26 protein-coding genes are annotated in these 25,131 nt (G+C 57.0%); 19 read left to right on the top strand and 7 right to left on the bottom strand.

What is annotated here, in order from left to right; all coding sequences use genetic code 11:
* The 4 genes from G5253_RS12200 to G5253_RS12185 form a co-directional block, all read right to left on the bottom strand.
* The coding region (locus G5253_RS12200; protein WP_421203399.1) for a S41 family peptidase at nucleotides 1-1,535 on the bottom strand (1,535 nt) is incomplete at its 3' end.
* An 8-nt stretch (nucleotides 1,536-1,543) separates the two neighbouring features.
* Complete coding sequence (gene proQ, locus G5253_RS12195; protein WP_201979259.1) at nucleotides 1,544-2,182, bottom strand: RNA chaperone ProQ; 639 nt, start codon at nucleotides 2,180-2,182, stop codon at nucleotides 1,544-1,546.
* A 102-nt stretch (nucleotides 2,183-2,284) separates the two neighbouring features.
* Nucleotides 2,285-2,743: a GAF domain-containing protein gene (locus G5253_RS12190; protein ID WP_266134637.1), complete on the bottom strand. Its 459-nt coding sequence runs from the start codon at nucleotides 2,741-2,743 to the stop codon at nucleotides 2,285-2,287.
* A gap of 93 nt (nucleotides 2,744-2,836) precedes the next feature.
* Nucleotides 2,837-3,298 carry a hypothetical protein gene (locus tag G5253_RS12185; protein WP_201932250.1) on the bottom strand — a complete coding sequence of 154 codons (462 nt, stop codon included), beginning with the start codon at nucleotides 3,296-3,298 and terminating at the stop codon, nucleotides 2,837-2,839.
* A gap of 281 nt (nucleotides 3,299-3,579) precedes the next feature.
* Here G5253_RS12185 and ccoN point away from each other — a divergent pair, with 281 nt between their 5' ends.
* From ccoN to ttcA, 11 genes are all read left to right on the top strand, one after another.
* Entirely contained in the window at nucleotides 3,580-5,004 is a 1,425-nt protein-coding gene (ccoN, locus tag G5253_RS12180) for a cytochrome-c oxidase, cbb3-type subunit I (RefSeq protein ID WP_005360548.1), read from the top strand.
* 16 nt (nucleotides 5,005-5,020) lie between these two features.
* Nucleotides 5,021-5,635: a cytochrome-c oxidase, cbb3-type subunit II gene (gene ccoO, locus G5253_RS12175; protein WP_021230095.1), complete on the top strand. Its 615-nt coding sequence runs from the start codon at nucleotides 5,021-5,023 to the stop codon at nucleotides 5,633-5,635.
* A gap of 10 nt (nucleotides 5,636-5,645) precedes the next feature.
* Nucleotides 5,646-5,825 (top strand): cbb3-type cytochrome oxidase subunit 3, encoded by a 180-nt coding sequence (locus tag G5253_RS12170; RefSeq protein WP_266134636.1) that lies wholly within the window; start codon nucleotides 5,646-5,648, stop codon nucleotides 5,823-5,825.
* Nucleotides 5,825-6,808, top strand: coding sequence for a cytochrome-c oxidase, cbb3-type subunit III (gene ccoP, locus G5253_RS12165; protein WP_019446377.1), 984 nt, complete (start codon nucleotides 5,825-5,827; stop codon nucleotides 6,806-6,808). Before G5253_RS12170 ends, ccoP begins: the two co-directional genes overlap by 1 nt.
* A 140-nt stretch (nucleotides 6,809-6,948) precedes the next feature.
* Complete coding sequence (locus tag G5253_RS12160; protein WP_043820362.1) at nucleotides 6,949-7,449, top strand: FixH family protein; 501 nt, start codon at nucleotides 6,949-6,951, stop codon at nucleotides 7,447-7,449.
* A gap of 86 nt (nucleotides 7,450-7,535) precedes the next feature.
* Nucleotides 7,536-9,920, top strand: coding sequence for a heavy metal translocating P-type ATPase (locus G5253_RS12155; protein ID WP_266134635.1), 2,385 nt, complete (start codon nucleotides 7,536-7,538; stop codon nucleotides 9,918-9,920).
* A 138-nt stretch (nucleotides 9,921-10,058) separates the two neighbouring features.
* Nucleotides 10,059-10,247, top strand: coding sequence for a cbb3-type cytochrome oxidase assembly protein CcoS (ccoS, locus tag G5253_RS12150; RefSeq protein ID WP_266134634.1), 189 nt, complete (start codon nucleotides 10,059-10,061; stop codon nucleotides 10,245-10,247).
* Nucleotides 10,231-10,917 carry a sulfite exporter TauE/SafE family protein gene (locus G5253_RS12145; RefSeq protein ID WP_216953565.1) on the top strand — a complete coding sequence of 229 codons (687 nt, stop codon included), beginning with the start codon at nucleotides 10,231-10,233 and terminating at the stop codon, nucleotides 10,915-10,917. The genes ccoS and G5253_RS12145 overlap by 17 nt, the downstream gene beginning before the upstream one ends.
* Nucleotides 10,918-10,985: 68 nt before the next feature.
* A complete protein-coding gene (locus tag G5253_RS12140) occupies nucleotides 10,986-11,741 on the top strand; it encodes an FNR family transcription factor (protein ID WP_005336632.1) in 756 nt (251 codons plus the stop codon).
* A gap of 151 nt (nucleotides 11,742-11,892) precedes the next feature.
* Nucleotides 11,893-12,840 carry a universal stress protein UspE gene (gene uspE / locus G5253_RS12135; protein ID WP_005345417.1) on the top strand — a complete coding sequence of 316 codons (948 nt, stop codon included), beginning with the start codon at nucleotides 11,893-11,895 and terminating at the stop codon, nucleotides 12,838-12,840.
* Between the two features lie 74 nt (nucleotides 12,841-12,914).
* Nucleotides 12,915-13,823: a tRNA 2-thiocytidine(32) synthetase TtcA gene (gene ttcA / locus G5253_RS12130; protein WP_005336634.1), complete on the top strand. Its 909-nt coding sequence runs from the start codon at nucleotides 12,915-12,917 to the stop codon at nucleotides 13,821-13,823.
* A 104-nt stretch (nucleotides 13,824-13,927) separates the two neighbouring features.
* Here ttcA and G5253_RS12125 read toward each other — a convergent pair whose 3' ends face one another.
* Nucleotides 13,928-14,614, bottom strand: coding sequence for a DUF2987 domain-containing protein (locus G5253_RS12125; RefSeq protein ID WP_266134633.1), 687 nt, complete (start codon nucleotides 14,612-14,614; stop codon nucleotides 13,928-13,930).
* Nucleotides 14,615-14,630: 16 nt separating this feature from the next.
* Nucleotides 14,631-15,368, bottom strand: coding sequence for a hypothetical protein (locus G5253_RS12120; RefSeq protein WP_266134708.1), 738 nt, complete (start codon nucleotides 15,366-15,368; stop codon nucleotides 14,631-14,633).
* A 201-nt stretch (nucleotides 15,369-15,569) separates the two neighbouring features.
* On the opposite strand from G5253_RS12120, the gene potA reads away from it, so the two are divergent.
* From potA to G5253_RS12100, 4 genes are all read left to right on the top strand, one after another.
* On the top strand, nucleotides 15,570-16,673 hold the full coding sequence (potA, locus tag G5253_RS12115) for a spermidine/putrescine ABC transporter ATP-binding protein PotA (RefSeq protein ID WP_266134632.1): 1,104 nt from the start codon (nucleotides 15,570-15,572) through the stop codon (nucleotides 16,671-16,673).
* Nucleotides 16,660-17,547 carry a spermidine/putrescine ABC transporter permease PotB gene (gene potB / locus G5253_RS12110; RefSeq protein ID WP_266134631.1) on the top strand — a complete coding sequence of 296 codons (888 nt, stop codon included), beginning with the start codon at nucleotides 16,660-16,662 and terminating at the stop codon, nucleotides 17,545-17,547. The genes potA and potB overlap by 14 nt, the downstream gene beginning before the upstream one ends.
* Nucleotides 17,544-18,314, top strand: coding sequence for a spermidine/putrescine ABC transporter permease PotC (gene potC, locus G5253_RS12105; protein ID WP_058057688.1), 771 nt, complete (start codon nucleotides 17,544-17,546; stop codon nucleotides 18,312-18,314). The genes potB and potC overlap by 4 nt, the downstream gene beginning before the upstream one ends.
* An 81-nt stretch (nucleotides 18,315-18,395) precedes the next feature.
* The gene (locus G5253_RS12100) at nucleotides 18,396-19,463 is read left to right on the top strand and encodes an extracellular solute-binding protein (RefSeq protein ID WP_266134630.1); all 1,068 of its coding nucleotides are present in this window, start codon (nucleotides 18,396-18,398) and stop codon (nucleotides 19,461-19,463) included.
* Nucleotides 19,464-19,854: 391 nt separating this feature from the next.
* Here the strand turns inward: G5253_RS12100 and G5253_RS12095 are convergent, their stop codons facing one another.
* Nucleotides 19,855-20,646 (bottom strand): hypothetical protein, encoded by a 792-nt coding sequence (locus G5253_RS12095; RefSeq protein ID WP_266134629.1) that lies wholly within the window; start codon nucleotides 20,644-20,646, stop codon nucleotides 19,855-19,857.
* A gap of 653 nt (nucleotides 20,647-21,299) precedes the next feature.
* Here G5253_RS12095 and G5253_RS12090 point away from each other — a divergent pair.
* From G5253_RS12090 to rbsC, 4 genes are all read left to right on the top strand, one after another.
* Nucleotides 21,300-21,917, top strand: a complete 618-nt coding sequence (locus G5253_RS12090; RefSeq protein ID WP_266134628.1) for a glutathione S-transferase family protein — start codon at nucleotides 21,300-21,302, stop codon at nucleotides 21,915-21,917.
* A 233-nt stretch (nucleotides 21,918-22,150) separates the two neighbouring features.
* On the top strand, nucleotides 22,151-22,570 hold the full coding sequence (gene rbsD, locus G5253_RS12085; RefSeq protein WP_058052594.1) for a D-ribose pyranase: 420 nt from the start codon (nucleotides 22,151-22,153) through the stop codon (nucleotides 22,568-22,570).
* 36 nt (nucleotides 22,571-22,606) lie between these two features.
* Nucleotides 22,607-24,136 carry a ribose ABC transporter ATP-binding protein RbsA gene (rbsA, locus tag G5253_RS12080; RefSeq protein ID WP_216953559.1) on the top strand — a complete coding sequence of 510 codons (1,530 nt, stop codon included), beginning with the start codon at nucleotides 22,607-22,609 and terminating at the stop codon, nucleotides 24,134-24,136.
* Complete coding sequence (rbsC, locus tag G5253_RS12075) at nucleotides 24,133-25,101, top strand: ribose ABC transporter permease (RefSeq protein ID WP_005336670.1); 969 nt, start codon at nucleotides 24,133-24,135, stop codon at nucleotides 25,099-25,101. Before rbsA ends, rbsC begins: the two co-directional genes overlap by 4 nt.
* Nucleotides 25,102-25,131: the final 30 nt, after the last annotated feature.

Below are 25,131 nucleotides of genomic sequence, written 5' to 3'. Positions count from 1 at the left end.
CGGTAGAACTTGGCGATGGTGTACTGCACGTGACCCAGCGGCTGCTCGTAGAAGTCATAGACCTTGGCGAGGCTGCGATGCTGCTGCACTGTCCCCTTGCCGAAGGAGTTTTCCCCAAGGATCAGGGCTCGCCCATAATCCTGCATGGCGGCAGCAAAGATCTCGGAGGCCGAGGCACTGTATCTGTCGATCAGCACCGACATGGGACCGCCGTAATAGACGTTGCCATCGTCGTCACCGTTGACCGTGATACGGCCCATATGATCACGGATCTGAACCACAGGACCGCTGCCAAAGAAGAGACCACTCAGGGCAGAGGCTTCAGTCAGGGCGCCACCGCCGTTACCGCGCAGATCGATGATAAGACCATCGATCTTCTGCTTGTTGAGGCTGGAGAGCTCCTTGATCACGTCGTCATGCAGATTGACGTAGAAACTCGGGATCTCGATGACACCAATCTTCTTGCCTTCGGCGTTAATCACCTTGGACTTGGCGGCTCTGTCTTCAAGGCGCACCTTGTCGCGGGTCAGCTCGATCTGCTCGGTCTTGGCGGTTGCGCCCTTGCCGCGCTGAATTTCAAGCTTGACCTTGCTCCCCTTGGGCCCCTTGATGAGCTCGACCACGTCATCGAGACGCCAGCCGATCACATCGACAATCTTACCATCTTCCTGCCCTACCCCGGTGATCTTGTCATCGGGTTTGAGGTGGTTGGATTTGGCAGCCGGGCCACCGGGCACCAGAGAACGGATGACGGTAAAGTCATCTTCCGCCTGCAACACGGCACCAATCCCCTCCAGCGAGAGGTTCATCTCGGTGTTGAAACGATCGGCACTGCGCGGTGAGAGGTAACTGGTGTGCGGTTCGATGGCGCGAGCGAAGGAGTTCATGAAGAGCTGGAAGACATCCTCGCTCTCGGTCTGGGACATCCGCTTGATGGCGTTGTTGTAACGCTTGCCAAGCAACTCCTTGATCTCGGGCCACTCCTTGCCACTGAGCTTGAGGCTCAGGGCATCGAACTTGACCCGCTGACGCCACAGCTCGTTGAGCTCTGCTTCATCTTTGGGCCAAGCCGCCCCTTCCCGATCAAACACATAGTTGTCGGTCTGGGTAAAATCGAAAGGAGTATCAAGCAGTTTGAGGGCGTATTCGAACCGCTCATAACGCCGCTGCTGACTCAGGTTGAACATCTCGTAGGCGGGAGCCAGACGGCCTCTTTCGAGGTCGGTGTCAAAACCGTTACGGTACTTTTCAAAACGGCTGATATCAGAGGCCAAAAACAGGTTGCGGCTGTAGTCCAGATTCTCCAGATATTTATCGAAAATCACGGAGGAAAAGGCATCGTCCAGCTTGAACTGTTTGTAGTGCGAGCGGGTAAACAGATTGGTAATTCGCTTGCTGGCCGTAGCATGTTGGCTCTCTTGAGCCAACACAGGCAAATCACTCTCCTTGAGCACCGGCTCGATGGCCTGTGCAAGCCCGGCAAGCGCCAGGCTACAGGCAACGAGGGAAAAACGAATTACGCCATGCTTCAACATTTGTCTCCTTAGAGAACCAAGTGCTCTGATTTGACCCGCACCATCATGCCGGTCTGCAGTTGGACCTGTACATCGTCCTTGGTTACTTCCTTGATGGTTGCCGGAACCGGGAATTTACCCATAACGACGCGCACATCCTGGCCCACTTTCAGCGTAGCGGCATCCACTTTAACCAGCGGAGCGTCAGCGACCGGTGCCTTGGCGGTAGCTTTCGGCTTGGCAGCTACATCAGCTTTCTCGGTTTTGCGCACAGCAGGACGACGGGGCTTCTTGGCCTTCTCATCCTTCTCTTTGGTATTGGTACGACGGCTGGCGAATACGCGCTCTTTGCTCTCTTTCAGAGCTTGCTTGGCGTGCTCGATGTGCTCTTCGGTCAGCAGCTCGCCCGGGTTGCCATCCAGATCAACGCGAGCCTGGCCAGCTTTGAGACCGTGCAGGTAGCGCCAGCTGGAGGTGTATTGACGCAGTGCGGAACGCAGCATGGTCTTGGAGACTCTGGCATCGTCAGCAAGACGCTCGGCCAAATCCTGGAAGATGCCAATCTTGAGCGGCTTGGCCTCTCCTTCAGCAACGAAGCAGGCCGGGAATTTCTCGACCAGGTAGGCAACGATCTCTTTACTGTTCTTCAGCTTCTCAGTGTTTTCCATGTATAACCTTGGCTTTCATATAAACGCACGGGCACGTCCCGAGCACAACAAAGGCCCCATTATAGAGAGCTTGGGGCCTTTTGCGAACCATCTAGCAATGACTTAGAGCATGCTTTCCAAAATTTGCACCGTTTCTTCGAGGCCAATCCGGTCTTGCTGGTCGAAACGGTTAAAAATCGGACTGTCGATATCGAGCACCCCGATGATCTCGCCACCACGGCGCACCGGGATCACGATTTCCGAGTTGCTCGCGCCATCACAAGCGATGTGACCGTCGAACTGGTGGACATCGTCAATAAGCTGGGTTCTCCCCTCTGCCACTGCCGTACCACACACCCCGCGGCCGACCGGGATCCGCACGCAGGCCGGTTTGCCCTGAAATGGCCCCAATACCAGAGTCTCACCCTGCAGCAGATAAAAACCGACCCAGTTGATCTGCTCCAGCTCCTGATTCAGCAGCGCGGAGAGGTTGGCAAGATTGGCAATAAGATCGGTTTCCCCCTCCAGCAGCGCCTTGGCCTGCTGGTTGAGGGTGCGATAAAACGGTTGTTTTTCAATCATGATTAAATGAACTTCACTCCCTGATGGTTTGGGGAAGGTAACGCCTGGCCGGGAAATTTCAAATATTTTTTCCACTCCCCGCCCCTTGCGCCGTTATTCCCGGGCAACGGAAAGCGCCAATTGCTGGCGTTGACCATTACTCCACTCGATATTTAACAACCAGATCATGACGGGTGATGTACAGCTCCCCACCTGGGTCACCCCCTGCCACAGTCCGTCTATTTGTTCAAAGTTCACCGGAATGGTGCCCATAAACATATCTTTGCCTTCGAGTGTCGCTTTCACCGGTTTGATGGCCGGATCGCCGCCGGTAATAGCGATGGCAAAGTCATGTTCGGCGCGCAGCGGTAATTCCTTGATGGCGACCGTCAGCGGCTTGTCACCAATCAGCGCGCTGCAAGGGGTGTGGGAAAGATCACAAATCTGATCTTTTTTCTGGTCAGCAGAGACGCTGTTATCGGCCGAAAACCAGGTGCGATAGGCCATCAGCGCCAATAACAGCGCCAATACCAGTACGAGGTGCAAAACTTTACGTGCGGTAAGTCTCTCTTTCATCAAAAACAGCCCGATTAAGATGCAATTAAAATAGTTTTTTGTGATCTCGAACAAGGTAAAAAACTGCCATATCGAGACCGGACGGAGCCAAATATATCACTGTTTATACTGTTATTTTACCTGTCAGTTCAGTATCATTCCCATGCAGTTTTCATTTAGCCATCTTTTGCTTTTCCTTTCGTTAACAGATGTTAACAACTGGTCGGCGGTGGCTGATGAAGCCAGTCCGGTCCTCCGGATACAAAACCAAACAACAGCAGCATCGGAAGCGGAATATAACGATGAGCCATACAACTAACCATCCTGAGTACAACTACACCGTTGTTCGCCAGTTTACCGTCATGACGATTGTCTGGGGAATTGTCGGCATGTCGGTTGGCGTACTGATCGCAGCCCAGTTGATCTGGCCTGCCCTCAACTTCGAGACCCCGTGGCTGACTTACAGTCGTCTGCGGCCCCTCCATACCAACGCAGTGATCTTCGCCTTCGGCGTCAGTGCACTGATGGCCACCTCGTTTTACGTGGTGCAGCGCACCTGTCAAACCAGACTGTTTGGTGGCCCGCTGGCAACCTTCGTCTTCTGGGGTTGGCAAGCAATTATCCTCTCTGCCGCCATCTCTCTGCCGCTGGGTTTCACCTCCGCCAAAGAGTATGCCGAGCTGGAGTGGCCGATTGATATCGCCATCACTGTGGTATGGGTCGCCTATGCCATCGTCTTCTTCGGCACCCTGATGAAGCGCACCACCTCCCACATCTATGTGGCAAACTGGTTCTTCGGCGCCTTCATCATCACCGTTGCGGTGCTGCACATCGTCAACAACATGGAAGTACCGCTCTCCGGCATGAAGTCCTACTCCATGTACTCCGGCGCCATGGACGCCATGGTGCAGTGGTGGTATGGCCATAACGCGGTGGGCTTCCTGCTGACCGCCGGCTTCCTGGGGATGATGTACTACTTCGTGCCCAAGCAGGCCGGTCGTCCGGTTTACTCCTATCGCCTCTCCATCGTGCACTTCTGGGCGCTGATCTCCCTCTATATCTGGGCCGGTCCGCACCACCTGCACTACACCGCACTGCCTGACTGGGCTCAGTCCCTCGGGATGGTAATGTCCCTGATCCTGTTCGTGCCATCCTGGGGCGGCATGATCAACGGCATCATGACCCTCTCCGGTGCCTGGCACAAACTGCGTTATGACCCCATCCTGCGCTTCCTGATCGTCTCCCTCTCTTTCTACGGCATGTCGACCTTCGAAGGCCCGATGATGGCGATCAAAACCGTCAACGCCCTCTCCCACTACACCGACTGGACCGTCGGTCACGTTCACTCCGGTGCGCTGGGCTGGGTTGCCATGGTCTCCATCGGTGCGGTCTATCACCTGATCCCGAACCTGTTCGGCCAGGGCCGGATGTACAGCGTCAAGCTGATCAACGTCCACTTCTGGCTGGCGACCGTGGGCACCGTGCTCTACATCGTTGCCATGTGGATTTCCGGCGTGATGCAGGGCCTGATGTGGCGTGCAGTCAACGAAGACGGCACTCTGACCTACAGCTTCGTTGAAGCGCTGCAGGCATCCTATCCCTTCTATTTCGTGCGCTTCCTGGGTGGCTGCTTCTTCGTCACCGGCATGTTGCTGATGGCTTACAACGCCTATCGCACCATCACTGCGCCCAAAGGTTCTCTGGAACCTGTCGCCCAGCCAGCATGATTGAAGAGGTCAACCCATGAGCAACAATAACCGTCACGAAATATTTGAAAAAAGCGTTCCCATGCTGGTGGTCGGCATCATCTTCGCCATCAGTCTGGGGGGCCTGGTTGAAATCACCCCGCTGTTCTTCCAAAAGCAAACCACCGAGCCGGTGGAGGGCCTCAAGCCCTACACCGCTCTGCAGATGGAAGGACGCGACATCTTCATTCGCGAAGGCTGCACCAACTGCCACAGCCAGATGATCCGTCCGTTCCGTGCCGAAACCGAGCGTTACGGTCACTACTCGGTCGCCGGTGAGAGCGTCTGGGAGCACCCCTTCCTGTGGGGCTCCAAGCGTACAGGTCCGGATCTGGCCCGTGTTGGTGGCCGCTACTCCGACGAGTGGCACAAGGTTCACCTGATCAACCCGCGCGATGTGGTACCGGAATCCAACATGCCCGCCTACCCCTGGCTTGATACCAATGTGCTGACTGGCGAGATGACCGGCAAAAAACTGGCGCTGTTCCGCGATCACTTCGGTGTGCCCTATACCGACGCCGATATTCAGGGTGCGGGCGAAGCCGTCAAGGGCAAAACCGAGCTGGATGCGCTGGTGGCCTATCTGCAATCACTGGGTCATGCCCTGAAATAAGGAGGCGAAGATGGACTACGGCACATTTCGCGGTCTGTATACCCTGCTGTTGATGGCCATCATGATTGGCATCATCGTCTGGGCCTACAGCAAACGCCGCAAGGCCTCTTTCGACGAGGCTGCCAATCTGGTTTTTGCCGATGATGAGCAACCCGGTGCTGATAAAAAGAACGCAGGAGCGAAACAATAATGAGCACTCTGTTTAGCATTTTTGTGACTGTCATCAGTCTGGGAACCATCCTCGGCTGCTTCTTGCTGCTGATGTGGTGCCGCAAGGACAAGATGGGTGTTGAAGAAGGCAAATCGATGGGTCACTCCTTCGATGGCATCGAGGAGATCAACAACCCGCTGCCGAAGTGGTGGACTTACATGTTCCTCTTCTTCATCGTCACCGGTCTGGTCTATCTGATCGCCTTCCCGGGGCTTGGCAACTTCAAAGGCCTGCTGGGCTGGCAAAGTTCCAACCAGGACGTGCGCTCGTTGGCCGAATCCAAGGCTGCAACCGAATCGGCCAAGGCCGAAGGTCGTGCGGTGGAGTATGACCGTGAGGTCGCCAAGGCTGACGAGATCTACGGCGCCAAGTTCCGTGAACTCACCTACGAAGCGGATGGCAAAACCTATCGAGCCATCACCGAGATCGCCAAGGATCCGGAAGCCCTGAAAGTGGGTCAGCGTCTGTTCCTGCAGAACTGCTCCCAGTGCCACGGCTCCGATGCCCGTGGTGGCCGCGGCTTCCCGAACCTGACCGACAGCGAATGGCAATGGGGCGGCCAGCCTGATCAAATCAAGACCACCATCATGGGCGGTCGTCAGGGGATCATGGCTGCATGGGGTGAAATCCTCGGCAAAGATGGCGTTCAGGAAGTGGCCTCCTATGTGCTGAGCCTCTCCGGTCGCAAGGTCGACCTGGTGGAAGCGAAGAAAGGTGAAGCACGCTTTGCCATCTGCGCTGCCTGCCACGGGGCCGATGCCAAGGGCGGTGTTGCCGTCGGTGCGCCAGATCTGACCAACAACACCTGGCTCTACGGTGGCTCCCGCGAAGTGGTGGTACAAACCATCACCCACGGTCGTCACGGCGTGATGCCAGCCTGGAAAGATATTCTGGGTGAGGACAAGGTTCACCTGCTGGCCTCCTACGTTTACAGCCTGTCTCATCAACAGTCTGCCAAATAAGGTTCGCCCGTAACGTTGTAACATGTGATAAACACGTGATTACACAGCAAAAAGCCTCGACTCCTCGAGGCTTTTTGTTATCTTGTGTTGCGTAAAAACCATCTTCCACGTTAATCATTCGTTTCATGGCAGTAGCAATCATGACCCAACCTCTATCCAAACCGTGGTATCGCCAATTCTGGCCCTGGTTTATCATCGCCCTCCCCACTGCCGCCGTTGTCGGCAGCATCGCCACCGCCATCATCGCCAGCAAGGATGGGGTCAATCTGGTGGCCGAGGACTATTACAAACAAGGGAAAGAGATCAATCAGGACTTGAGCAAGTTTGACCGCTCCGAAGCCCTCAATATCCGCTTTGGGCTGGAAGTTGACGGCAACGAGCTGACCCTCAAACCCATCAGCGGTGACATTCCTGCCGGGCAAGCTCTCTATCTCTCATTGTTCCACCCGACCTTGGCCGGTCAGGACAGCGAACACATGATCACCGCCGATGCGAGCGGCACCTATCGCCTCCATTTCGACAAGCCGCTGGTCGGCAAGTGGCACATTCGGGTCGATGCCTTTGACCACGAGTGGCGATTGCAAGAGACCGTCCAGCTGCCGACCCTGGCCCCTGTCGAACTCGACCCGAAAGGACGCTAAGCCATGACCGGCTGTTCTCACTGTGGCGAGCCGGTTCTCGCCAGCGCCCCTGCTGCTTGCATTCTGCATTCAGGGGGACATATAGCATGACCCCCTGTTTTCACTGTGGCGAGCCGGTACCCGCCAATAGTGGCTATTCCCTCGAGATAAAGGGGATTGTTCGCCCCATGTGCTGCCCCGGTTGTCAGGCGGTGGCGGAAACCATCATGGAGTGCGGCCTCTCCAGTTACTACGATCACCGCACCGCCCCCGGTACCAAGGGGGATCTGGTACCCGAGGAGCTGGCCGCCCTCACCCACTACGATCTGGCAGAAGTGCAACAGGAGTTTGTCACCGACAACGGTACCCTTCGCGAAATCCAGCTGACAGTAGAAGGGCTAACCTGCGCCGCCTGTGCCTGGCTTATCGAACGCCACCTGATGACCCTTGGTGGCCTGCGCTACATCAACGTCAACACCACCACCCACCGGGCCCGTATCAAGTGGGATCCAGACCAGCTCTCCCTGAGTGACATCCTCAAGGGATTTGCCCAGATCGGCTATCGCGCCTATCCGTTCCAGCCCCATCAACAGGAAGCCCTCTACGCCAAAGAGGTGCGCAGCTATATGTTCCGGCTGGCTCTGGCGGGGCTGGGCTCAATGCAGGTGATGATGTGCGCCGTGGCCCTCTACATGGATCTCTTCATCAGCGTTGAAGATGAGTTCATGGTCTACTTCAAGTGGATAAGCCTGTTGCTCTCCACCCCCATCATGATCTATTCAGCCCAACCCTTTTACGTGGGTGCCTGGCGCAGCCTGAAACAGGGCCACCTGTCGATGGATGTGTCGGTGTCGCTGGCGCTGATCGGGGCTTTTATCGCCTCTATGTGGGCCACCGTGTTCAATACCGGTGAGGTCTATTACGACTCCATCACCATGTTCGTCTTCTTCCTGCTGCTGGGGCGCTTTCTCGAGTTGCGGGCCCGGCGCAAGGCGTCGGAATCGAGCTCCAACCTGGCACGACTGGTGCCCATCATGGCGACCCGCATCGATGATGAAGGGGAGCATGAGGTAGCGGCCAAGACCTTGCAGGTCGGCGATCGGGTACGGGTGCTGGCCGGAGCAACCTTGCCGGCGGACGGCATCATTGTCGAAGGGCAAGCCAGCCTCAACGAATCCATGCTGACCGGTGAACAGCTGCCCCTGCTCAAACAGCCCGGTGAGCAGGTCTATGCCGGTACCATCAACACCGATGCCCCGCTGCAGATCCGGGTCAGCCACCGTATCGAAGAGTCGCGGATCGCCCAGATCATGCGGCTGCAGGATCACGCCCTCGACGACAAACCGGCCATCGCCCAGATGGCGGATCAGCTGTCGCGCCACTTTATTCTGGTGCTGCTGATCATTGCCGCCGCGGTCTGGACCTTCTGGCACTTCCATCAACCGGATCAGGCGTTCTGGGTCACCCTCGCCGTGCTGGTTGCCACCTGCCCCTGTGCCCTGTCGCTGGCCACCCCGACGGCACTGACCTCGGCCACCGCCAATCTGACCCGTAACGGCATTCTGCTGCGCCGTGGTCATGTGCTGGACGTGCTGACCAAGGCCAACCGGATCGTGATGGACAAGACCGGTACCCTGACTACTGGCGAGATCAGTCTGACGCAGACTCAAGCGTTGGCCGACCTTGACGTGGCCCACTGCCTCGCCATCGCCCGGGCCATGGAGGCGCAATCCGAACATCCCATTGCCCGCGCCTTCCGACTGCCCGCCGACAGCATCGCCGTGTTGCCATCCGCCCGCGAGATCACCCCGGTCATCGGTCACGGCATAACAGCTCTGGTGGATGGCGTACGCTACCGTATCGGCAGTGCCCGCTGGCTTGGGCTGGATCCGGCGCAAGAACGCGGCCGCGGTCTGGCTATCTATCTGGCCAACGAGCAGCAGGTCTTGGCCCGCTTCAATCTGGAAGATACCCTGCGCCCCGATGCCAGGGCGCTGATCGCGGCATTCAAGGCAGCCGGTCTGCAAACTACCGTGCTGACTGGCGACAGCTCTTTGCAGGCAGACGAGATTGCCCGCGAGCTGGGCGTGGATGAGCTGGTCAAGGGGGTCTCGCCCGATGGCAAGCTGGCCTACCTCAAGGCCCGGGAAGCCCAAGGGGATATCAGCATCATGGTGGGCGATGGCATCAACGACGCGCCGGTACTGGCTGGCGCTCACGCCTCGTTTGCCATGGCTGGTGGCACCGATCTGGCGAAAAACAGTGCCGATGCCATCCTGCTGGCCGATGACCTGAGCCGACTGCTCGAGGCCAGAGTGCTGGCAATGCGTACCCGCAAGATCATCATCGAGAACTTCGCCTGGTCCATCGGTTACAACCTGCTGGTGCTGCCGCTGGCGGCCTGCGGCTGGCTGCCCCCCTATCTGGCGGCAGCGGGCATGTCGCTTAGCTCACTCATCGTGGTAACCAACTCCATGCGCCTCAACCGATGAGGCTGGTGGCGGAAAATAGCTGAAAATGTGGCCTGCCTCCGATGCAGGCCACATTTCTAATTGATAGCGGCTGGCCCCCTGCCCGAACAGGGTTACCATAGGGGACGCTTGCCAAGGATGAACGCCAAGGTACCTCTCATGAATATAATTTTTGTCCTGATCCCCATCGCCATCCTGTTTGTGATCATCGCCGGGGTCGTCTTCTTCTGGGCCATTCGCTCCGAGCAGTTTGAAGATCTCGACCGGCAGGGTTCCAACATCCTGTTTGACGAAGAGCAACCTGCCCACAAACCCGTAAAGCCTGCTGACCATGACCCACAATCTTGATCTGGCCGGCGCCCTGCTGGTCGGACTGGCAGGCTCTGCCCACTGTATCGGCATGTGCGGTGGCGTCTCCGCCGCGCTCTCCATGGCGATCCCCGCCAACAAGCAGCACTTCTGGGGGCGGCTCGCCTATCTGCTCAACTACAACCTCGGCCGGATCCTGAGCTATGTGATTGCAGGTGCCCTGGTGGGCGGCCTGCTCGCCACCACCAGTGAGCTGGGCGCTGGCAAACACGCTATTGCCGGCTTGCGTCTCGTGGCAGCGCTATTGATGATTGCGCTTGGTCTCTATCTGGCGGGCTGGTGGCAAGGGATCTTGCTGCTGGAGCGGCTCGGCGCAAGACTTTGGACACGTATCAAACCGCTGGCGGGCAAGTTTCTCCCCTTCACCTCACCTGTGCAGGCACTGCCCTTTGGCATGGTGTGGGGTTGGCTGCCCTGCGGGCTGGTCTACTCCATGCTGACCTGGAGCGCGGCGGCGGGTTCGGCCAGTGGCGGGGCGCTCATCATGCTATTTTTTGGCCTCGGCACCCTGCCCACCCTGTTTGCGTTGGGCGGGCTCGCCGATCGCCTGAGATACTGGCTCACCCTGCGCAGTTTGCGCCTTGGCGGTGCCCTGCTGCTCATTTTGTTCGGGGTGCATACCTTCTGGATTGGCATTGCTTCCTTTTGAAACCCTATCCAAAACGGATGAGTTGATGGTAAACTTGTTTGATATAAATCAATTATTCGTATGAGCCTATGATCCCGGAAAAGAAACCTGGCAGACGTATCCAGAGCGGTGGCTGTGCAATTCATTGCCAGGATTGCAGCATCAGTCAGCTCTGTATTCCCTTCACTCTGAACGACAACGAGCTTGATCAGCTGGACAGCATCATCGAGCGCAAGAAGCCGATCCAGAAGGGTGAAGAGCTGTTCAAGGCTGGCGATGAGTTCAAATCGCTCTATGCCATCCGTTCCGGGACCATCAAGTCTTACACCATCACCGAGCAAGGGGATGAGCAGATCACCGCGTTCCACCTCGCTGGCGATCTGGTCGGTTTTGATGCCATCCACAAACAAGCACACCCCTCCTTCGCCCAGGCGCTGGAAACCGCCATGGTGTGCGAGATCCCCTTTGAAGTGCTGGATGATCTCTCCGGCAAGATGCCCAAGCTGCGCCAGCAGATCATGCGTCTGATGAGCAACGAAATCATGGGCGATCAGGAGATGATCCTGTTGCTCTCCAAGAAGAATGCCGAAGAGCGCCTCGCCGCCTTCCTGCACAATCTGTCGGTACGCTTCTCCGAGCGCGGTTTCTCCGCCAAGGAGTTCCGTCTCTCCATGACCCGTGGTGACATTGGCAACTATCTGGGATTGACTGTCGAGACCATCAGTCGTCTGCTCGGCCGTTTCCAGAAGTCCGGTCTCATAAGCGTCAAAGGCAAATACATTACCGTGCTGGATCAGGTCGCACTGGGCATGATGGCCGGTGCCACTCGCCCGCCCTGCGGCTGATTTTTCCGCTTACCCTCCCGCTTTTCTCCTGCTTTCCCTGCCGGATCCTTTCCTCTGGAATGTGATCCGGTACGTTCCCCATACCCTCCTCCTGCGCTAAGCTGTAATGGCTAAGATTCTGCTGTCATTGGACTTTTCCAAGGAGGAGAAGATGGTCAAATATCAGAATATTCTGGTGGTTATCAATCCAGAAGAGGAGCGTCAAATCGCCCTCGAACGGGCAGTCAAAGTCGCCGAGCTGGACGAAAACGCCCATCTGACCCTGCTGCTCACCATCTATGACTTCTCGTATGAAATGACCGCCATGCTCTCGGTGGACGAGCGGCAAGAGATGCGCGACGGCGTCATTTCACAGCGACGTGAGTGGCTGGACGAGATCCTGACCCCTTATCGGGCACAGGGGATCGAGTGCGAAGTGAAAGTAGTCTGGCACAATCGTCCCTTCGAGTGCGTCATTCAGGAAGTGCTGGAGCAGCGCCACGATCTGGTGGTCAAAGCCACTCATCATCACAGCTTCCTGCAAACCTTCATCTTTACCCCCACCGACTGGCACCTGCTGCGCAAATGCCCCTGTCCGGTGCTGCTGGTCAAGGAGGGTCACTGGCAACGGGGCGGCAACATCATCGCCGCCATCAACTGCTCAAGCGACGATCCGGATCAGAAACTGCTCAACGAACGGATCACCCAGGAGGGAAGCGACATCGCCGAGCTGCTGGGCTCCAATCTCTATCTGGTCAACACCTACCCGGGCACCCCGGTCAACGTGGCCATCGAGCTGCCGGAGTTTGATCCCAACGCCTACAACGAGGCGATCCGCAAACACCACGAAAGCCTGCTGCTCAGCCATGCCGACAAGTTCGGGATCGGTCATCTCTGGACCCGGGTAGCAGAGGGGCTACCGGAAGAGGTGTTGCCGGATATGGCCGAAGAGCTCAAGGCGACCTTGATGATCATGGGCTGCGTCGGGCGTACCGGTCTTTCTGCAGCTTTGCTCGGCAATACTGCCGAACATGTGATTGACCGCCTCTCCTGCGACATCCTGATCCTCAAACCGGCGGACTACAGCTGCCCGGTCGACAGTCGTCGCAATCAATCATAAGGTGCCTGGCACCTTGCCCTCCCCCGGGACATGGCTATAATAACGCGCTTATTTGTGTCCCGGGTTTTACGAGCATGCTAGAAGAGCTGAACGCCAAAGAAAAATACAGTTTCAACAAACTGCAAAAGCGCCTGCGGCGCAACGTAGGTCAGGCCATTGCCGACTTCAACATGATTGAAGAGGGCGACAAGGTCATGGTCTGCCTCTCCGGCGGCAAGGACAGCTTCGGTATGCTCGACATACTGATGAGCCTCAAAGCCAGTGCCCCCATCCATTTCGATCTGGTTGCCGTCAACCTGGATCAGAAGCAGCCCGGCTTCCCCGAGCATGTGCTGCCCGAGTATCTGGATTCCCTCGGCATCGAGTACAAGATCGTCGAGGAAGATACCTACTCCATCGTCAAAGAGAAGGTACCGGAAGGCAAAACCACCTGCTCCCTCTGCTCACGGCTGCGCCGCGGTATTCTCTACCGCACCGCCCAGGAGCTGGGTTGCACCAAGATTGCCCTTGGCCACCACCGCGACGACATCCTCGAGACCCTGTTCCTCAACATGTTCTACGGTGGCAAGCTCAAGTCCATGCCGCCCAAGCTGGTGAGCGACGATGGCAAGAACGTGGTGATCCGCCCGCTGGCCTACTGCAAAGAGAAGGATCTGATCCGCTACGCCGACGTCAAAGCCTTCCCCATCATTCCGTGCAACCTGTGCGGCTCGCAGGAAAACCTGCAGCGTCAGGCCATCAAGCAGATGATGCAGGATTGGGATCGCCGCTTCCCCGGTCGTATCGAGACCATGTTCACCGCCATTCAGGACGTGATCCCGAGCCACCTGCTCGACCACAAGCTGTTTGACTTCAAGAGCATCAATCGCGACTCCGGCATCATAGATGGCGGTGACAAGGCGTTTGATCCGCCCGAGATGCCAAAGGCGCCGCTGCTGGACATCGACGAGATGGACATGCTGGATGTGATTGAAGTGCGCTAAGCCGCGCTCACAGTAGTAAACGCCAAACAATAAAAAAGGAGCGATCATCGCTCCTTTTTTGCTTTCTTTATCTGCCTGTTACCAACGTGACAACACCATCGGCATCAACCCTTGTGCAACCAGGGGGTCAGTCGCAGCACGTCACCCTGCAGGCGCAGTTGCCCGGCAGCGAACGCGGCCAGTTGCTCATTGCTAAGCAACAGATGGCCTTCCACCCAGGGCAGCGCTTCCTGACGGGCGCCATCAATCAGATAAGCTGTTCCGCTCTGCTGCACCAGGGTAATGCGTACCCCTTCCATCTTCGGCAGGAAGTGCTTGCCGACCATGCCCGCCATCTTGTCGAGCAACGACTGCATCTGCTGCTGACGGGCCGCCAGCTCGGCCAGCGGCAGTTCGGGGCCATTCGGTGCGTCGGCCATCACCTGTACCGTCATATCGCAAGTGGCGTGCTCTTCTTTCAGGCCGACGGTCACGTTCCCCTTGTCGAGGTTGAGATCCTCGTCAAAAGGCAGGCGCAGTTCGCTATCGACCGTTACCTCGCCCGCCACTTCCTTGCTGTCAGTTGCAACCCGGGCAAAGGTGAGGCCGCAGCGCTGACCATTTTGCGGATCGGTCAGATAAAACCCCAGTCTGGCGTGACCAAACTCCCCTTTGGCAAAGGTCTTCATCTGGCTGTAGAAGGTGCTGTATTGCAGATCCAGCACCGGCTCAGCCAGCGCCAGCCCAGGCAGCAAGAGCGTGGCCAGCAGACTCTGGCGCACAGCCTTGGTCACTCCATATCGACGGGTCATTCAACGTCCTTTTGCATCATGCATTGAAATGGTTGGGGCCTTCTGTCACCTCGTTAACCTCTACCCCCACCCCGCAGAGATCCCGATAGAGGATCCCCTTGCAGTTGAAATAGAGCGGTGCCACCCAGATAAGCCCCAACCCCATGGGGATCAGAGCCAGGAAGAAGAGCGCGGTCATCACGCCGTGGAACAGCACAATGCTGGGCCAGCCGCGCACAAAGAGCTTGAGAGAAACCAGAATGGCCTGGGGCGGCGTCAGGCCACGCTCCAGCACCAACGGGACGGTAAAAAGCAGCCCCATGCCGATCAGGGCCGAGGGAATGAAAGAGAGCACGGCGGGCAAGCCCAGCAGATCGAATAGCGGGCCAAACAGGCTGGTGAGCAGGCTGCCAAGCAGGCTCAACATGCCGAGGCGCACAAAGTGGCGGAAGAAGTCGAACACCTGGTTGGCACGGGCGCGCACCCCGACCGACTGCTGCAACCCCAGCATATCGAGGGAGCTGGTCATGGGGGCCATCACCACCGTCATCAGCAGGCTCAGCACCATGGCCACATTCATCTGGCTGTCATCCCCCAGATAGGGCAACAGCAGCACATTGCTGAGCAGGATCCAGATCGCCGTCACCCCGACAATCGCCAGCAGCAGGCCAAATCCGGTACGGCGGGTCTGTTGCCATCCCTCCTGGATGACCCCTTTCAGATCAAGGCGGTAGCCCTGGTTCAGAGACTGCTCAAGGGAGCCGCCAATACGCATTTTATTACTCAATTGACTATCCAATATCGAAAACGACCAAATCAGGTGGCACATTATAGCGATTTGGTCTGCTATTCGTAGCCGTTTTTCCTGCGCACTTGCGGCTAATTCGGGCCAAAAAGCCTTTAATTTCATGTGTCGGCTGCATAGAATGCGGCCCTCTTTCAACACGATGGCCACTGGCTGGGGTGAGACTGGCGGATGATGAACAATCCACAGGTAATTGTCGCGCTGAACAAGATCAGCAAAAAATACGATGGCAAGGTGATCCTGAGTGACCTTGACCTTGAAATCTATGACGGTGAATTTCTTACCCTGCTGGGCCCTTCCGGCTGTGGCAAGACCACCCTGCTGCGCCTGCTGGCCGGGCTCGAATCGGTCGATGGTGGCACCATCCATCTGGCCGGTGACGAGATCACCCATATCCCCGCCGAACACAGGCACATCAACACCGTGTTCCAGAGCTATGCGCTCTTCCCCCATATGACGGTGTTTGAAAACGTCGCCTTTAGCCTCCAGATGCAGAAAGTACCGGCCAGCGAGATCCGCCAGCGGGTCGAGGAGACACTCGCCATGGTGCAGCTCACCGAGCTGGCCAACCGCCGCCCGGATCAGCTCTCCGGCGGCCAGCAACAACGGGTCGCCATCGCCCGCGCCGTGGTCAACAAGCCGCGCCTGCTGCTGCTCGATGAATCCCTCTCGGCGCTCGACTACAAGCTGCGCAAACAGATGCAGAGCGAGCTCAAGGCGCTGCAGCGTCGCCTTGGCATCACCTTTGTCTTCGTTACCCATGATCAGGAAGAGGCGCTCACCATGTCTGATCGCATCCTGGTGATGGAGGGCGGCAAGATCATCCAGCGCGGCACCCCGCGCGATATCTACGAATCGCCAGCCAATCTGTTCGTGGCCCGCTTTATCGGTGAGATCAACGTGATGGATGGCAGGCTGATCAGCCAGCGCGAGCCCGGTATCTGGCAGGCCGAGGTAGAGGGGCGCGAATGCCTGCTCCATACTACCTTGCCGTTCCAGCCAGACGACAAGGTACTGGTGCTGCTGCGCCCGGAAGATCTGCGCATTCTCGATCAGGATGACGATCAGAGCGGCGCGCTGCGGGGCAACATCCGCGAGCGCAACTACAAGGGGGCGACGCTGGATTCGGTGATCGAACTCGAAAGTGGCAAACAGCTGCTTATCTCCGAGTTCTTTGATGAGGATGACCCTGACTTTGACTACCGTCTGGGTCAGGAGGTGGCGATCCACTGGGTTGACAGCTGGGAGGTGGTGCTGCCCTATGAGCCTCACTAATCTGCGGGTAGCGCACAGCGTTGCCCACAACGGCTTTCGCAATACGGCCATCGCGCTGATCCTGGGCTGGCTGACGCTGTTCGTCTTCCTGCCCAACCTGATGATCATCGGCGTGAGCTTCCTGAGCCGTGACGAGTCCGAGCTTATCGCGCCGCTCTTTACCCTGAGCAACTATGGCCGCCTGTTGGACCCGCTCTATTTCGAGGTGCTGCTCCACTCCCTCTGGCTGGCGCTGCTCGCCACCGCCATCTGCTTGCTGGTGGGTTACCCCTTTGCCTGGCTGCTGGCCCATCTGCCAGCGCGTATCCGCCCGCTGCTGCTGTTTCTGGTGGTGGTGCCGTTCTGGACCAACTCCCTGATCCGCACCTATGCGCTGAAAGTGCTGCTTGGCACCCGGGGGCTGATCAACGGCTGGCTGCTGGATCTGGGGCTTATCGAGCGGCCGCTGCAGATGATGTATACCGAGGTGGCCGTCATCATCGGGCTGGTCTATGTGCTGCTCCCCTTTATGGTGCTGCCGCTCTACTCCAGCATCGAGAAGCTGGATGGCCGTTTGCTGGAGGCGGCGCGAGATCTTGGCGCCAACGGCTGGCAGCGGCTGGTGCGGATCATTCTGCCCCTCACCCTGCCCGGCATCATCGCCGGTTGTCTGCTGGTGTTCCTGCCCGCCATGGGAATGTTCTACGTCTCCGACTTGCTGGGTGGCGCCAAGCACCTGCTGATCGGCAACCTGATCAAGACCCAGTTCCTCAACAGCCGTGACTGGCCCTTTGGCGCCGCCATCAGCGTGATGCTGACGGTGCTGATGGCGCTCTTGGTCTACTGCTACTGGCGGGCGGGCAAGCTACTCAGCAAGAAGGGGGAGCTGGCATGATGCGCGCACTGAAAGCTCTGTTCCTGCTGCTGGTGTTTGGCTATCTCTATGTGCCCATCGGGGTGCTGATCGCCAACTCCTTCAATCTGTCGAAATATGGCATCGACTGGCGCGGCTTTACCCTGAGCTGGTATGAGAAGCTGTTTGCCAGCGCCAGCCTGATGCAGGCGGCCCAACACTCCCTGACCATCGCCGCCCTCACCGCCACCGCCGCCACCCTGATCGGCACCCTCACCGCCGTGGCGCTGTTTCGCTACCGCTTTCGCGGCAAGCAGTACGTGAGCGGCATGCTGTTCGTGGTGATGATGTCCCCCGATATCGTCATGGCAATTTCGCTCCTGACCCTGTTTGTGGTCACCGGCATTGCGCTGGGCTTCTGGTCGCTGCTGATCGCCCACATCACCTTCTGCCTGCCGTTCGTGGTGATCACCGTCTACTCGCGGCTGTGCGGTTTTGATGTGCGGATGCTGGAGGCAGCGCGAGATCTGGGGGCTGGCGAGTGGATCATCCTGCGCCGCATCATACTGCCGCTGGCCCTGCCGGCGGTGATGGCGGGCTGGCTGCTCTCCTTTACCCTGTCGCTGGACGACGTGGTGGTGAGCTCCTTTGTGACCGGCCCGGCCTACGAGATCCTGCCGCTCAAGATCTACTCCATGGTCAAGGTGGGGGTCTCCCCCGAGGTCAACGCCCTGGCCACCCTGATGCTGGTCGCCTCCCTCGGGATGGTGCTGCTGGCGCAACTGTTACTGCGTAAACGGCAGGGTTGACCCTGCCCGTTTCGTCCCCGCCATCTTTGGCGAACTCTGTCACGGTGGGCCGCAAGGCCCCATAACCCCAAGGAGTTGTTGATGACAATCCAACACAAGGCCGGCGCCCTGCTGGCAGCCGCCCTCACCCTCACCACCCCGCTGCTGAGCCAGAGCGCTCACGCGGCCGACGACAAGGTGGTCTACTTCTACAACTGGTCGGAATATGTGCCGGACGGCCTGCTGGAGCAGTTCCAGCAAGAGACCGGTATCAAGGTGATCTACTCCACCTACGAATCCAACGAGACCCTCTACGCCAAGCTGAAAACCCATGGCGACGGCTATGACGTGGTGGTGCCCAGCACCTATTTCATCTCGAAAATGGCCAAAGAGGGGATGCTGCAGCCGCTGGATCGCGCCCAGCTGCCCAACTTCAAGCACCTCGACCCTACCCTGCTCAACCATGAGTACGACCCGGACAACAGCTACTCCATCCCCTATATCTGGGGCGCAACCGGCATCGGCACCAACACTGACATCATCGAGCAGCCGGTCACCAGCTGGAAACAGCTCTGGGCACCGGAGTGGAAAGAGAGCCTGCTGCTGATGGACGATGCCCGCGAGGTGTTCCATATCGCGCTGGTGCAGCTGGGTTACAGCCCCAACACTCAAGACAAGGCGCAAATTTCTGAAGCCTTCGAATACCTGAAAAAGCTGATGCCCAACGTCAAGGCGTTCAACTCCGACAACCCGGCCGACCCCTTTATCGCCGGTGAGGTCAATATCGGCATGCTGTGGAACGGCTCGGCCTACGGCGCCCAGCGCGAATACCCCTCCATCCAGATGACCTACCCCGAAGAAGGCGCCGTGCTCTGGATGGACAACCTCGCCATCCCGGCCAAAGCCAAACATGTGAAAGAGGCCCACGCCCTGATCAACTTCCTGATGCGCCCCGATGTGGCCGCCAAGGTGGCCGAGGCGATTGGCTACCCCACCCCGGTCAAGGATGCTATTCCACTGCTCACCCCGGCGTTTCGCAATAACCCCATGGTCTTCCCGAGCGACGAGATCAAGCGCAAGGGCGAATTCCAGTCCGATGTGGGTGATGTCTCCCGCCTCTACGAGCAGTACTTCCTGCAGCTGAAAGCCATGGTGGCCAAGGCCGGTTAAATCGGCGGTTAATCGGCCCTCACGGGCTTAATGGATAAAGGGGGCAATATTTGCCCCCTTCTCTTTTTAACCACCAGCTCAATTTTTAAGCACGACAGTCATAGACACAGAGAGGCACAGGCGCGCATCGATTAACAGCAAAATATATAGATAGTCATCTTTAAGCCAGACAGACCACAATTTTTGTAAGTGCTCCACTGCAGCCGGCTTCAGATCAAATTTGTAGGGAAATATGAGGGGGGCGATGTATTTCTCCATTTAGAAGGGAGGAACTCATAGCGACCCCACTGTGGAGATATAGGCAAAATGGATGTGTTTATGGGGAATAACTGTGCAATTTTATCGAAACAGCTAACGTCCGATTACGATTCGCTAATCTAACTAACAGTCTTTATACCCCCTTTTCATAGGACAAATTATTATTTAGTGGATCGCCATATGCACTCTCTAAAACAGTATTTTGTTTATAGCTTGACATTTTTTCCTCCATAACGAATTTAAAATTAACTATCGATGGTAGCGGTTTATTATGAACTTTATAGTTACGTCTATATGTGTTTACTTCACTTTGATTCAGTCGCTTACAAACAACACCACCTTTTGATTTGTTAAGACCAACATCTGGTCGGCATGAAATATTTACACTCCCCAGTTTTAACTCACTCCAATTGCTGTATGCTGAAGATAAAAAATACCCTTGACGATTATGTTGATCTGAAGGGTTAGCTTTCAAATTAGCCTCCAACTCGGAACCTGCCTTCACTATAAAATAGCCAACAGAATCTAACACCCAATTACATCGGCCAGGCAATAAATAGTCTTTTGACACTTTTACACTGAATCTGTTTGATTGATATTTCTTAATGGGGTTATCTATTTGCCATCCCCTGAGTCTAGTATTTGCAGGTATAACTCCGAACGCATAAAAAGTTTTGCTGCAAGTAGAGTCAGTTTTATTAGATGCAATGAAAGTACTATTAACAGCTAATTGATACCCCTTATCAAAAGGAAACTCGCCCTGAATAGTAAACAATTCTGTTGGGGTGGGATTAATCTCTGGCTCAATATAGGGCTCTTTAAGCCACCAGTACCACCCTCCGCATATCACTGCCAAAGCTACAAAACCCGATATCAGTTTGGTTTTATTTTTGATATTGCTTGACTTTCCCTTGTCATCATCCATTGATCACCTCTTTATTTTCCTTAACCTACTTCCTACCTTTCCTTAAAACTCTCAATTTCGCTGAGTTTCACTCCCCTTCTCTTAGTAAACAACATGGCTACTGCATATATATTTTCAACTCCCTACATGCTATTTTATAACCGGATTAAAGCATGATAAAACATTACAGCTACCATGACAGCAGTGGAAAGTTTGTAGAAGAACATGGTATCAAACGCAAACGATTGCAGTCATCAAAAAGTTATCTAAAAAGGTCGTTTTCTGTTTGATGATCTAAATGAAGATCAATCTTGTTAGATAGGATTCATTGTAACGACCCAAAAATTAGAATATCTGATGACGATCAGATCGTGCAAGAGCGGGAGAACAACCAAGGACGCTACTGTGCCCCAGTCCTTTCAGTACCAACCACCCATCCTCAGGTATCAACTATCCCATCAAGTTCAACACCATCTGATTTGCGCCCTTAGCCGAGGAATTTATGAAATGGGCAAACAAACCGATTAATTCTGCGCTTTTTCATCGCCCCTTAGGGGTGTAGATTGGTTGGGGGCAAACGTTGCCCCCTCTCTTTTTTCATGACCCCTCGAGATATCACGGAAAACACGCTTTTCGCCGATATCGCGGGTGGCCTGAGCCAATCAGGAGTATTCATGTCCGATCTGACCCTCTATTTCGCTCCCGGCACTTGTGCCATGGCCGTGCAGATTGCCCTGCTGGAAGCGAATGCCCTGTTTCAACCCCGTCTCGTCAACCTCGCCGCAGGGGAGCAGCGTGATCCTTCGTATCTTGCCATCAACCCCAAAGGGCGGGTGCCTGCCCTTGTCACCGAGCAGGGCACCCTGACCGAGACCCCGGCCCTGCTGTACTATGTGGCACAGCGCTTCCCCGATGCCAAACTGGCGCCGCTGGACAACCCGTTCCTGCTGGCCCGCATGCAGGAGGTCAACAGCTTCCTCGCCTCCACTGTGCATGTCTCCCATGCCCACGGTCGCCGTGGCAGCCGCTGGGCCGATGACGAGCAAGCCATTGCCGCCATGCAGCAGAAAGTCGCCAGCAATATGCGCGATGGCTTTGCCCAGATTGAGCAGCACTATCTCGCCGGTCCCTGGGTACTCGGCGAGCAGTTCAGCGTGGCGGACATCTATCTGTTCGTGGTCGCGGGCTGGCTGAAAAGCGATGGGGTCGAGATCAGTGAATTCCCCAAAGTGGCCGATCATTATCAACGCATGCTGAGCCGTCCGGCGGTCGCCAAGGCACTGGCCAACTAACCATAAAATCAATAGCTCGATAAATAACAAGGGTGTCAGGGCTCTGCTGACACCCTTCCTGCCTCCTCCCCTGTACTTCTTCTCCCGCCTTTGAGATCGTTTTCACATTTCCGTGGTTTTGCCGTGGCCCTTCCTTAGTAAAAAGCCTATCTTTGCGCCATGACGCAACCGGTTGCGTAACCGGTTGCCTAGCGGTTCACAGATTGACGGGCCAAGGCCTGATGAGGTGCTGTATGAAACGAGGCGTACTGCTCAATGCTCCCCTGAGTGCTCTGGTGGCACAGATGGGCCACACCGACGAGATCACCGTCTGCGATGCAGGCTTGCCCATTCCGGCAGGTCCGGAGCGGATCGATCTGGCGCTGATGGCGGGCACACCCAGCCTTGAAACCGTACTGACCGCCCTGCTCACCGATCTGGTGGTGGAGAAGGTGATCATGGCAAGCGAGATCAAGCAGATCAGCCCCGCCGCCCATCAGGCACTGGTCGATCAGCTTGAAGCGCACGCAGCCGCCCAGGGCAAACCCATCGCCATCGAATACTGCCTGCACGAGGAGTTCAAAACCCGCTCCCGCCAGAGCAAGGCAATCGTGCGCAGCGGCGAGGTGACTCCCTACGCCAACCTGATCCTCTGCGCCGGTGTGGCGTTCTGACATTCTTCAAAGAAGGCCTCTTCAAGGAAGCTGCAAATGAGCACAACCTCCCCCCTCTCACCCATTCTGGAGCTGACTGGGATCGTCAAGACCTTCCCCGGTGTACGCGCCCTCGACGAAGCGGGTCTGCGGGTCTATCCGGGCCAGGTGATGGCCCTGCTCGGTGAAAATGGCGCCGGCAAATCCACCCTGATGAAGGTGCTGACCGGTATCTATCAGGCCGATGCGGGCAGCGTCAGCTATCGCGGCCAGCCGGTCCACTTCAAGGGCCCCCGCGACTCTCAGGATCAGGGGATCAGCATCATCCATCAGGAGCTGAACCTGCTGCCGGAGTTGTCGATTGCCGCCAACATCTTCCTCGGTCGTGAACCCCGTACCCGTTTTGGCAGCATCGACCACAAACAACTGCGCGAGCGGGCAAGCGGCCTGCTGGCACGACTTGGCGTCAAACACGGGCCGGATACCCGACTCGGGGATCTCTCCATCGGCGAACAGCAGATGGTGGAGATCGCCAAGGCGCTGTCGTTCGATGCCAGCGTCATCATCATGGATGAACCCACCGATGCGCTGACCGATACCGAGACCGATCAGCTGTTCAAGGTTATCCGCGAGCTGCGTGAGCAGGGTTGCGGCATTGTCTATATCTCCCACCGCCTCAAGGAGATCTTCGAGATCTGCGATCGGGTCACCGTGCTGCGCGATGGCAAGTGGATCGGCGAGAAGGCGGTGAGCGATCTGGATGAAGACAAGATCATCGAGATGATGGTGGGCCGCCGACTGGAAGAGCAGTACCCGCGTCTTGAGCGCGAGCTTGGCCCCGTCAGCCTGCAGGTAAAAGATCTGGCCGGTCCCGGCGTGCGCGGGGTGAGTTTCTCCCTGCGTCAGGGGGAAATTCTGGGTTTTAGCGGCCTGATGGGTTCCGGTCGTACCGAGCTGATGAAGCTGATCTATGGCGCCAGCCCCATCAGCGCCGGTGAAGTGGCAGTGGACGGTCATGCTCTGGTGCCCAAAAGCCCGGCCGATGGGCTGACCGCAGGCATCGCCTATATCTCCGAAGATCGCAAGGGGGATGGGCTGGTGCTGGAGCTGTCGGTGCGCGAAAACATGAGTCTGTGCGCCCTCGACGAGTTCATCAGCAACGGCAAGATCGACGGCAAGGCCGAGCGGCAGGCGGTGAGCGACTATGTGCGTCTGTTCAACATCAAGACCCCGAGTCAGGATCAGCTGATAAAGCTGCTCTCCGGCGGCAACCAGCAGAAGGTGGCCATCGCCAAAGGGCTGCTGACCCGGCCCAAGGTACTGATCCTCGACGAGCCGACTCGCGGCGTCGATGTGGGGGCGAAAAAGGAAATTTATCAGCTGATCAACCAGTTCAAGAAGGAGGGGATGAGCATCATTCTGGTCTCCTCAGAGATGCCGGAAGTGCTCGGCATGAGTGATCGCATCATGGTGATGCACGAAGGGCGCATCAGCGCAGAATTCAACACCCGCGATGCCAATCAGGAGAAGCTGATGGCGGCGGCAGTCGGTAAACAGTGGCAAGCAGAGCAAGAGGCATCCCAATGACAACCCAAACCCTTTCCCGCCGTGGCGTCATGAGCAAGGCGTGGTGGATCGAGAACAAATCCCTGGTCGCGCTGCTGGTTCTGATTGGTGTGGTCTCCTTTCTGAGCCCCAACTTCTTCACCGCCGACAACCTGCTCAACATCCTGCGCCAGACCTCGGTCAACGCCATCATGGCGGTCGGTATGACGCTGGTTATCCTTACCGCCGGTATCGATCTGTCGGTCGGCTCTGTGCTGGCCCTGTGCGGTGCGCTGGCCGCGACCATGGTCGCCATGGAGCTACCGATCTGGCTGGTGGTGCCCCTCACCCTGGGTGCCGGTGCCCTGCTGGGCGGCGTCAGCGGCCTCATCATTGCCAAGGGCAAAGTACAGGCATTTATCGCCACCCTGGTCACCATGACCGCTCTGCGCGGCATCACCATGGTCTATACCGAGGGTCGTCCCATCTCCACCGGTTTCAGTGACGGCGCCGATCACTTCGCCTGGCTTGGTACCGGTTACCTGTTCGGTCTGCCGGTGCCCATCTGGCTGATGGCCATCGTCTTCCTGCTCGCCTGGTTCATGCTCAACCACACCCGTCTCGGTCGCTACATCTACGCCCTGGGCGGCAACGAATCGGCTACCCGCCTCTCCGGCATCAATGTGGATCGGGTGAAGCTGGCGGTGTATGGTCTGTGCGGCGCGCTCTCGGCACTGGCAGGGCTTATCGTCACCTCCCGTCTCTCCTCTGCCCAGCCGACCGCCGGCATGGGTTACGAGCTGGATGCCATCGCCGCTGTGGTGCTGGGTGGTACCAGCCTGATGGGCGGCAAGGGCCGCATCATGGGCACCCTGATAGGTGCGCTGATCATCGGCTTCCTGAATAACGCCCTCAACCTGCTCGACGTATCCTCCTATTACCAGATGATCGCCAAGGCCAGCGTGATCTTGCTTGCCGTGATGATCGATAACAAAAGCAATCGTTGATAAGACAAGCCACACACAAGGAATGAAATG

It is taken from the genome of Aeromonas sp. 602658, assembly GCF_049173005.1.
Taxonomy (GTDB): Bacteria; Pseudomonadota; Gammaproteobacteria; order Enterobacterales; family Aeromonadaceae; genus Aeromonas; species Aeromonas veronii_A.
This window is presented reverse-complemented; position numbering and strand designations above follow the sequence as displayed.

Bases quoted from the DNA above. Each gene is read 5' to 3' on its own strand.
- rbsD (WP_058052594.1), top strand. From the start codon at position 22,151: ATGAAACGAGGCGTACTGCTCAATGCTCCCCTGAGTGCTCTGGTGGCA.
- G5253_RS12140 (WP_005336632.1), top strand. From the start codon at position 10,986: ATGATCCCGGAAAAGAAACCTGGCAGACGTATCCAGAGCGGTGGCTGT.
- G5253_RS12160 (WP_043820362.1), top strand. From the start codon at position 6,949: ATGACCCAACCTCTATCCAAACCGTGGTATCGCCAATTCTGGCCCTGG.
- rbsA (WP_216953559.1), top strand. From the start codon at position 22,607: ATGAGCACAACCTCCCCCCTCTCACCCATTCTGGAGCTGACTGGGATC.
- potA (WP_266134632.1), top strand. From the start codon at position 15,570: ATGATGAACAATCCACAGGTAATTGTCGCGCTGAACAAGATCAGCAAA.
- G5253_RS12120 (WP_266134708.1), bottom strand. From the start codon at position 15,368: ATGCGTATTGGCGGCTCCCTTGAGCAGTCTCTGAACCAGGGCTACCGC.
- G5253_RS12125 (WP_266134633.1), bottom strand. From the start codon at position 14,614: ATGACCCGTCGATATGGAGTGACCAAGGCTGTGCGCCAGAGTCTGCTG.
- G5253_RS12145 (WP_216953565.1), top strand. From the start codon at position 10,231: ATGACCCACAATCTTGATCTGGCCGGCGCCCTGCTGGTCGGACTGGCA.
- G5253_RS12100 (WP_266134630.1), top strand. From the start codon at position 18,396: ATGACAATCCAACACAAGGCCGGCGCCCTGCTGGCAGCCGCCCTCACC.
- G5253_RS12155 (WP_266134635.1), top strand. From the start codon at position 7,536: ATGACCCCCTGTTTTCACTGTGGCGAGCCGGTACCCGCCAATAGTGGC.
- G5253_RS12170 (WP_266134636.1), top strand. From the start codon at position 5,646: ATGGACTACGGCACATTTCGCGGTCTGTATACCCTGCTGTTGATGGCC.
- G5253_RS12090 (WP_266134628.1), top strand. From the start codon at position 21,300: ATGTCCGATCTGACCCTCTATTTCGCTCCCGGCACTTGTGCCATGGCC.
- rbsC (WP_005336670.1), top strand. From the start codon at position 24,133: ATGACAACCCAAACCCTTTCCCGCCGTGGCGTCATGAGCAAGGCGTGG.
- G5253_RS12185 (WP_201932250.1), bottom strand. From the start codon at position 3,298: ATGAAAGAGAGACTTACCGCACGTAAAGTTTTGCACCTCGTACTGGTA.
- ccoO (WP_021230095.1), top strand. From the start codon at position 5,021: ATGAGCAACAATAACCGTCACGAAATATTTGAAAAAAGCGTTCCCATG.
- G5253_RS12095 (WP_266134629.1), bottom strand. From the start codon at position 20,646: ATGGATGATGACAAGGGAAAGTCAAGCAATATCAAAAATAAAACCAAA.
- ccoS (WP_266134634.1), top strand. From the start codon at position 10,059: ATGAATATAATTTTTGTCCTGATCCCCATCGCCATCCTGTTTGTGATC.
- potC (WP_058057688.1), top strand. From the start codon at position 17,544: ATGATGCGCGCACTGAAAGCTCTGTTCCTGCTGCTGGTGTTTGGCTAT.
- G5253_RS12190 (WP_266134637.1), bottom strand. From the start codon at position 2,743: ATGATTGAAAAACAACCGTTTTATCGCACCCTCAACCAGCAGGCCAAG.
- ccoN (WP_005360548.1), top strand. From the start codon at position 3,580: ATGAGCCATACAACTAACCATCCTGAGTACAACTACACCGTTGTTCGC.
- ttcA (WP_005336634.1), top strand. From the start codon at position 12,915: ATGCTAGAAGAGCTGAACGCCAAAGAAAAATACAGTTTCAACAAACTG.
- potB (WP_266134631.1), top strand. From the start codon at position 16,660: ATGAGCCTCACTAATCTGCGGGTAGCGCACAGCGTTGCCCACAACGGC.
- uspE (WP_005345417.1), top strand. From the start codon at position 11,893: ATGGTCAAATATCAGAATATTCTGGTGGTTATCAATCCAGAAGAGGAG.
- proQ (WP_201979259.1), bottom strand. From the start codon at position 2,182: ATGGAAAACACTGAGAAGCTGAAGAACAGTAAAGAGATCGTTGCCTAC.
- ccoP (WP_019446377.1), top strand. From the start codon at position 5,825: ATGAGCACTCTGTTTAGCATTTTTGTGACTGTCATCAGTCTGGGAACC.